The following is a 6,772-nucleotide window of genomic DNA, read 5'->3' as shown; positions in this document are numbered from 1 at the left end:
TAACGTGGCAGATTTAATTGTCAAGTTTCCCCCTATTGCCGTCCGCAGTCTTGCGGAGCGGTCCAGAGTCTACGGTGATCGTCAGCGGCTCGTCTACCCCCGAATAGACATGTACAATTCAGTCCCGTTTCAGTGAAATCCCTGTAACGCCTCGCGCTTGGCAAGCTGTCACGGCTACCGGAGCAGAGGCATACCCGCCCCCGCAACCGTGGCGTTGTCGTCGTCGCTTGGGAGGCCTGAATAGTGGAAGACCTGCCCGACACGAGCAAGCACCATTCTCAGGATTCTCGGTCGACCACTCGGTCACATTCCAACGAGGTTCACTGTGTGTGAGCGTGCTTTTCGAATCCCGAAGGCAACAGATTTCCAGCACGCTCGGGCGTGTCAAGGTCGCACGTCTCGATGCGGTCAGGCGCCAGTCAGCGCACCGTCCCAGCTGCGACCTCAACGACGACGTTGAAACCTCATCTCTCGAATTGTTTGGAGGCGGGGGGACCGGTGCGAAGCAGCTACTGTCCACCCACCGCATCCCTCACCAGCACTTGCTCACACACCGATTCACAGATATTCCGTTACGACTGCGACTCCTGGCGACATGACAAAACCCCCTACTTCCCAGTGAAACACCGGAATGTAGGGGGTTTGATATGGCGGTACCGGTGGGATTTGAACCCACGGTGGAGTCTCCCCCACACGACTTTTCGAGAGTCGCACCTTCGGCCGCTCGGACACGGTACCGGGATCGATCTTAGTTGTCTGCGGAGCCACGCGCCAATCGACATGTGCACAGCGAATGCGCGGCCCCACAATGTACTCTCTCCCCGTGATAGAACTGGCCCGCGGCATCCGCTCTCTACTGGTCGCGACCGGCATCGGCGCGGCAGCCATGCTGAACATGCGCGGCTTTCATCGACGCCAGGCCGCGGGGGCCGCAGAACTCAATGAGACACTGCCCGTGCACTCGCGGTGGTGGCGCGACCACGCGCAGGAGAGCGGCGAACTGCTCTACGTGGCCATCGGCGACAGCGCCGCCCAGGGCATCGGCGCGAGCGAGCCAAACCGCAGTTACGTCGGCATCCTCGCCGACCACCTGCGCGAGGCGACCGGCCGTACGGTGCGCGTGGTCAACCTGAGCGTCTCGGGCGCCACCGTCGAGCTTGCCGTGCGGGACCAGCTCCCGCGCTTCACGCGATTGTCTCCCGATCTGGTGACCGTCGCGATCGGCGCCAACGACATCGCCCGGTGGAATGCCACGGTGTTCGAGGCCGGAATCCGCCGACTGTTCGCGGTGCTGCCGCGCACCACGCTCGTGGCGGACTTGCCGTGCTTCCATCTACCGCACGCTGAGCGCAAGGTGGCCGTTGCCAACGAGATCATCCGCCGGGTCGCGGCCGAATGTGATCTGGCCGTGGTGCCGCTTCATGCGACCACCAAACGCGCGGGGATTCGCAGCGTCGCAACCCACGTTGCCCAGGATCTGTTCCACCCCAACGACCGCGGCTACCGCTCGTGGGCGCAAGCCTTTCTCCCCTCCCTCACAGCCCAGATCGCGGATCGTTTCGCACCGATTGTCGACCCCGCACCGGGAGTGTCGGAGGCCGCGGCTAGGCTCTGAGACATGGCCAAACCCGTCTCCTCCTTCCGCTGCACCGAGTGTGGCTGGACCACGCCCAAATGGGCCGGCCGCTGCGGCGAATGCCAGCAATGGGGCACCGTCGTCGACGCCGGGCAGGGTGTGGGCATCATCCGCAATCTCAAGGCGACCCAGGTGACCGGCGACGGTATCGCGCGCCCGATCACCGACGCCCAAACGGATGCCGCCGCCCACTGGCCCACCGGGATCGACGAGTTCGACCGCGTGCTCGGCGGCGGCATCGTGCCCGGTTCGGTGATTCTGCTCAGCGGAGAGCCCGGCGTCGGCAAGTCCACGCTGCTTCTCGAGGTCGCCTCGAAGGCCGCCGCGGCAAAGTCCCGCGTGCTGTACGTGAGCGCTGAGGAATCCGTGAACCAGGTGCGGCTGCGGGCCGAACGTACGTTCGCGCTCGAGCCCGAACTCTATATTGCGGCCGAAACCGACCTCGGCACCATCCTCGGCCAGATTGACGCGGTCAAGCCCGACCTGCTCATCGTCGACTCCGTGCAAACCGTGTCGAGCGCGCTCAGCGACGGCTCGGCCGGCATGCCGAGCCAGGTGAGGGAAGTGGCGTCCACCCTGATTCGAGTGGCGAAAGACCGCAATCTGCCGGTGTTGCTGGTGGGCCACGTCACCAAAGACGGCTCCATCGCGGGCCCCCGAGTGCTCGAGCACCTCGTCGATGTGGTGTGCCAGTTCGAGGGCGACCGCCAGACGTCGCTGCGGTTCGTGCGGGCCCTCAAGAACCGCTTCGGCCCCACCGACGAGGTCGGCTGTTTCGAGATGACCGGTGAGGGCATCGCAGAAGTACCCGATCCGAGCGGGCTGTTTCTCAGCCGCGGCTCCGAGCCCGTCTACGGCACCTGCGTCACGGTCGCCATGGAGGGCCGCCGCGCGATGCCGGTAGAGGTGCAGGCACTCGTCACGAAGACCCAGGCGCCCAACCCGCGCCGCGTCACGAGCGGTATCGACCCGTCGAGAGTGGCCATGCTGCTCGCCGTGCTGCAGGAGCGGGTCAAGATGGACCTCTCCACGATGGACGTCTATGTGTCCACGGTCGGCGGCATCCGTCTCACCGAGCCGGCCGCAGACCTCGCGATCGCCCTGGCCATCGCTTCGGCCATGACGAATCTGCCGATCGCCCACAACGTGGTGGCGTTCGGAGAGATCAGTCTCGCCGGGGAGATCCGGGCGACCTCCGCCGCCAAACAACGCACAAACGAGGCCACGCGCCTGGGCTTCACCACCCAAGTGGATGCCGCGAGCGGCTCCATTCAGGCGGCCGTCGCTTTTGCGCTGACCACCGGCAGCGACCCCAGGGACATCGAACTCGACGAGGCCTTTCGCTAGACCTGTGAGACCGGGATACGGTTCCTAGTCAAGGCTCGAGATATCGTGCGGGGCACCCTCGCCAGGCTGATCGCCGAGCGCGCGCATGAGGTCGGCGGGTGCCGCCTGCATGACGTTCGGTCCGGCGATATCGAAGAACACCATTTCGAGCGTACGTTCGTGCACGGTGAGGAACTCGCGGAGCCACTGGCCATCGGCGACCATCACCTGCGGGTTCACGTCGTCCGGCACCATGGCGGCGTAGTTCTCGGCGGAGGAGAAGAGCAACAGCATCCGCTTGTCTGTGCCCTCTCGGCCGAAAACGCGCACCTGCTCCGCGTGCCCATTGACCACGAGCTGAGGAACGATCATCACGTCGTTACGCAGCGCATACGCCACGGCAACGACGTCCTGCTGGGCCAGAGCGGTCGCGAGCGCCACCGACCGGGTCGAAACGGGGGGAGTTTCTGCCTCTTCGGAGGAGGAGGACTGTTCTGAAGCTGCTGAGTCTGTCACTCGTCCATTCAATCAGGCGTATGCCCCGTGGCGCAGGCTGCAGCGCATGCCCCCAGCGAACGCCGCCGGACGCCCGGTCGGCGGGACGGACTAATAGAGGAGGATCTGTTTCGGGCTTGCGGCCGCAATACCATCAACGGTTACGTTGAGGTAATAGGACGCGCCTCCGGCCGGCGCCGCATCACGAGTGGCCGCATCACACGTGCTCACGGCCGAGCGCGTGCGGTCCCAGGCGATGGGCGTGGACGAGCTGACCGGAACGCCGGGCTTGAGCGTCACGTCAGCGTCGCTCGGCGCCGTCTGGCAGTCCGTGGAGGTCCAGTAGGTGTCTTTGCCGCTCGTGATCGTGAAGACCTGGGCCGCAGTGCCGGCATTGATCACGCAGGTGGTCGTGCCGTTGTTCAGCAGGCTGAGCGTGAGTTGCGGCAGTTCACCGGGGTTGTAGGAGCTCTTGTCGGTGAGCGCCTCAACCGTGAGGTTGGCGGCATCGCAGGGAGCCCCGTCGACAGCGGGAACTGCCGCAGGAACCGTGGTCGGAGTGTCCGTCGGCACAGCAGTGGAGTCACTTGTCACGGCCGCGTCGGCGCTGCCACCGCCGGTCTCGCCGTTGCTCGCCCCGGGTCTGAAAATGACCAGTGCGATGATGACGATCACCGCCAGGAGACCGAGTCCAACTACTAAACGCCGGCGCCGGTACACCTTGCTGGACTGGCGGCCGAGAGGATGCTTGATCGTCGACATGCCCCTAGGGTATTGATGTTCGGCGCCGAGACCCGCTCATCGTGCGCGTGTCGGAGGCAATTTCTTGAGGGAATGCACAGGGTCGACCCTCCACCGGAGAATTCCGGTGGAGGGTCGACCCTGTCGCGGGGATCTACTCCATACCGAGGCGACGACGCTTCAGTACGAGAGCAGCGCCGAGCAGGAGCAGGAAACCACCCGCATACAGCCATGGGGTGGTGTCTGTTCCGGTGCTGGCCAGCGCGGAACCGCCGACGGCGGCAACCGTGATGTCGGACCAACCCAGAACGTTACCGTTGGTATCCTGCACAATGACGCGGTGCGCACCGGCCGGCATGTTGCTCGGCAGGGTGGCGGTCACGTCGCCCTGAGCGTTGACCTGAAGCCAGCCGCCGAGCTGCATCGGCGTTGATCGAACCCACACCGACACGTACTCTCCGGCATGCTCCGCTCCCACGTTGATGGTGATGGCTTCACCGGCAACGTAGAGGCCTTTGTTGGTGTCGATCATGCGCTGCAGGGCCGTCGTGAGGGCGGCTTCAGCAGCAGATGTCGCGGGCAGGTTGGGCAGCGTCGGCAGGCTCGGACTCGGGTCTGTCGGGTCGGTCGGGTCCGTCGGGTCCGTCGGGTCCGTCGGGTCCGTCGGGTCCGTCGGGTCCGTCTGAGTGACGGCAACGGCGAGGCGCACGATGGTGCCCGACTCCGCGGTCGTCATCTCGAGAACACTGTTTGCCACGGCGTCGGTCGGAACCGTGACGGTGACGGTAGCGGTACCCGTCGAGTCAACGACTGCCGTGCCCACGTCGGTGCCCGACCAGCGCAGGGCGAGCTGGGTGTTCTTCGGAGCGCCGAGTGACGTGAGGTTGAGGCTGCCCACCGTAAAGGTGAGGGTGTCACCCGGGTTGACTGCCGCCGTCGGCGCACCGGTGATCGAGGCCTGGTTGGCCTTGAATGACGGCGACAGCGGGCTGTTCGTCTGGATGTAGGAGATCCAGGCGTCCCGGTCGACGAGACCGGAATCGCGGGTTTCCGTTCCGTTCTTGAACTCACGGAAGTTGTCACCACCGGTGAGCAGGAAGTTGAACGAACCGATGCGGTACTTCTGCGCCGGGTCGATCTGCGCTCCGTCGATCCAGATGCCCGTCACACGGTCACCCGCGGCACGGCTGGCATCGAACGTGTAGTTCACGTTGTCGCTCAGACCGAGCTGCAGGAACGGACGGCTCGGAATCGTGCCGTCGGCGTTGGTCTGCCACTGCTGCTCGAGAACGGCCTTGAACTGCGCCCCGGTGAGGCTCGTGGTCCACAGGTTATTCAGGAACGGCAGCACCGCGTTCGCCTCGGCGTAGGTGACGACACCGTTGGGAGCGAGCGACAGGTCCGAACGCATTCCACCGGGGTTGACGACGCCGATCTCGGCGCCGCCGATGGTGGGGTCAGCGAGTGATGCGCGCAGGGAGTTCGCCACGAGCGTGCCCATGGTGGACGGTGCCATGCGGTTTTCGACGCACGGCGCGACTCCATTGGTGCAGGCACGGGTGATGTCCGCCGTGACCGAACCCACCGGCACGTTGCCCTGGATTGCGGCTTCGGCCAGCGCGGCCTTCGTGATCGTCTGCACCTCGGCAACACGCGGGTACGCGGCCACCAGGTCGGCATCAGCGGCGGCGGAACGGGCCACGTTGCGGTTCTTTACCGTGGTCGTGTCACCGGACGCGATGTCGTAGCTGAGCACGACCTGACCGATGTTGTCGCCGTAGCTACCCGTCTGCAACACCGGGCGAGTCACGCCGTCAGCTGCGCCGGGAACCTGTGCGTCCCAGGCATAGGCCTTGTGGGTGTGACCGGTGAAGATCGCGTCGACTTCAGCCGAGGTGTCGTTGACGATGCTCGCGAAAGCCCCGCCAGCGGCGAGCTCCTGCTCCAGCGTCGCTCCATCCGGGGTTCCTGCGCCGGCACCCTCGTGGTACTCGGCGATCAGCACATCCGCTTCGCCATTCAGCGGGTCACCATCGGTGAGCTGGGCGGCAACGCGGTTGACTGCTGCGACGGGGTCTCCGAAGCTAAGGCTTGCGATGCCGTTGGGCGAGACGAGCGACGGGGTTTCTTCCGTCACCGTTCCGATCACGCCCACCTTGACGCCGGCCACGTCGATGATGACGTATTCCTTCATCGCGGGGGTCTCCGTGCCCAGGTTGTAGACGTTGGCGCCGAGGTAATCGAAGTTCGCGGCATCTGCCACGCGGCCGGTGAGATCGCCGAAGCCCTTGTCGAACTCGTGGTTTCCCACACCGGAGGCCGCGAGGCCGAGGGCGTTGAGCATGTCGATCGTGGGCTGGTCATTCTGCGACGCCGATGCGAACAGGGATGCGCCGATGTTGTCGCCGTCGGACAGGAACAGCGAGTTCGCGTCGCCGTACTCCGCCTTCAGCTGCTCAATGGTTCCGGCGAACTTGACGGTGTTTGCGTCAATACGTCCGTGGAAGTCGTTGATGTTGAGCAGGTTCAGGTCGACCGAGGTCGGGGTCGCGACGTTGAGTCCCAGCAGAACCG

Annotated in this window: 5 protein-coding genes and 1 tRNA gene; 2 read left to right on the top strand and 4 right to left on the bottom strand. The window is 65.1% G+C overall.

All coding sequences use genetic code 11. From position 1 onward, the window contains the following. Positions 1 to 648: 648 nt before the first annotated feature. Positions 649 to 738 (bottom strand) — tRNA-Ser (locus JF66_RS11755). A gap of 85 nt (positions 739 to 823) precedes the next feature. Here JF66_RS11755 and JF66_RS11750 point away from each other — a divergent pair. After that, a complete protein-coding gene (locus JF66_RS11750; RefSeq protein WP_231556395.1) occupies positions 824 to 1,615 on the top strand; it encodes an SGNH/GDSL hydrolase family protein in 792 nt (263 codons plus the stop codon). Positions 1,616 to 1,618: 3 nt separating this feature from the next. Continuing rightward, the gene (radA, locus tag JF66_RS11745) at positions 1,619 to 2,983 is read left to right on the top strand and encodes a DNA repair protein RadA (RefSeq protein WP_035878134.1); all 1,365 of its coding nucleotides are present in this window, start codon (positions 1,619 to 1,621) and stop codon (positions 2,981 to 2,983) included. A 24-nt stretch (positions 2,984 to 3,007) separates the two neighbouring features. Here the strand turns inward: radA and JF66_RS11740 are convergent, their stop codons facing one another. The 3 genes from JF66_RS11740 to JF66_RS11730 all read right to left on the bottom strand — a co-directional run. Further along, complete coding sequence (locus JF66_RS11740) at positions 3,008 to 3,478, bottom strand: hypothetical protein (protein ID WP_081882343.1); 471 nt, start codon at positions 3,476 to 3,478, stop codon at positions 3,008 to 3,010. Positions 3,479 to 3,568: 90 nt separating this feature from the next. Beyond that, positions 3,569 to 4,219, bottom strand: coding sequence for a hypothetical protein (locus JF66_RS11735; RefSeq protein WP_035878132.1), 651 nt, complete (start codon positions 4,217 to 4,219; stop codon positions 3,569 to 3,571). Positions 4,220 to 4,352: 133 nt separating this feature from the next. Further along, positions 4,353 to 6,772: bifunctional UDP-sugar hydrolase/5'-nucleotidase (locus JF66_RS11730; RefSeq protein WP_156109759.1), on the bottom strand; the 2,420-nt coding region annotated here is incomplete at its 5' end.

The organism is Cryobacterium sp. MLB-32 (genome assembly GCF_000738085.1).
Lineage (GTDB): Bacteria > Actinomycetota > Actinomycetes > Actinomycetales > Microbacteriaceae > Cryobacterium.
Note: the sequence above shows the minus strand (reverse complement) of the source record. Positions and strands in the feature narration are given on the sequence as shown.